The 1,008-nt window shown below is 65.7% G+C and carries 1 protein-coding gene; it reads right to left on the bottom strand.

What is annotated here, in order from left to right; all coding sequences use genetic code 11:
- Positions 1 to 20 precede the first annotated feature (20 nt).
- Positions 21 to 952, bottom strand: a protein-coding gene (locus HY68_RS41390) for an IS5 family transposase (protein WP_241778910.1) whose coding sequence is annotated in 2 segments (ribosomal slippage) — positions 21 to 605 and positions 608 to 952 — 930 coding nt in all. Because the reading frame shifts where the segments join, the coding sequence is not laid out codon by codon here.
- Between the last annotated feature and the right edge of the window lie 56 nt (positions 953 to 1,008).

Genomic DNA, 1,008 nt, shown 5'->3' with positions numbered 1-1,008 from the left:
CCTAGGGAGTGTTTCTTGGATCATGTTCGGAGCCAGATGATGAGGGCTGCGAGGGTGACGGTGCCGAGGTAGATGTAGGCGCGTTTCTCGTAGCGGGTTGCGACGGCGCGGAACCCTTTGAGGCGGTTGATGGTGCGTTCGACGGTGTTGCGTTTCTTGTAGCGCTCGCTGTCGAAGCTGGTGGGCCGGCCGCCTTGTGATCCCCGGTTCTTGCGGTGTCTTCGCTGGTCAAGGCGTTCTGGGATGGTGTGTGGGATCCCGCGTCGTCGCAGGTAGCGGCGGTTGCTGCGGGAGGTGTAGGCCTTGTCCGCCAGGACCCGGTCGGGTCTGGTTCGGGGTCGGCCGACGCCGGCTCGGGCCACCGAGACCTGCCCCAGTACTCGCTCGAGTTGAGGCCCGTCACCGTAGTGTCCGGGTGTCAGGACGAAGGCGAGGGGCCGGCATCGTCCGTCGGCGGCGAGGTGAATTTTGGTGGTGAATCCGCCGCGGGAGCGTCCCAGACACTCGCCGATCTGACCACCTCCTCCAGCCGGACGACGAGTTTCCGCAGTACCGGATCGACCTGGTTCGTCCCTCGAACATTCCCCCTTTGAGGCGACGCGGCCGGCGGTGCCTTCCTCGCGCCGGCGGCATGCTGGTGGGCGCGCACCGCTGTCGAGTCCACCGATACGTCCCAGTCGATTCGGCCCGCATCGTCCTCGGCAGCCTGAATCCGCGACAGGAGCATCGCCCAGGTCCCGTCCTCCGACCAGCGGCGATGCCGCTTGTAGACCGTCTCCCACGGCCCGAAGCGCTCCGGCAGATCCCTCCACTGAACGCCCGTCCGGACCCGGTAGAGCACCCCGTTGATCACCCGGCGGTGATCACTCCACCGACCACCACGCGCACCACCAGGAGGTAAGAACGACACCAGCCGATCCCACTCCGCATTCGTCAGATCTCCACGCCCCATACAGACAGCCTGACCCCAACACCCCACTCATGTCAGGAGATCCAAGAAACAGTCCC

Origin of the sequence: Streptomyces sp. AcH 505, from assembly GCF_000818175.1 — a bacterium.
Taxonomy (GTDB): domain Bacteria; phylum Actinomycetota; class Actinomycetes; order Streptomycetales; family Streptomycetaceae; genus Streptomyces.
The sequence above is the reverse complement of the archived record's forward strand: the minus strand, read 5'-3'. Positions and strand labels throughout refer to the sequence as shown.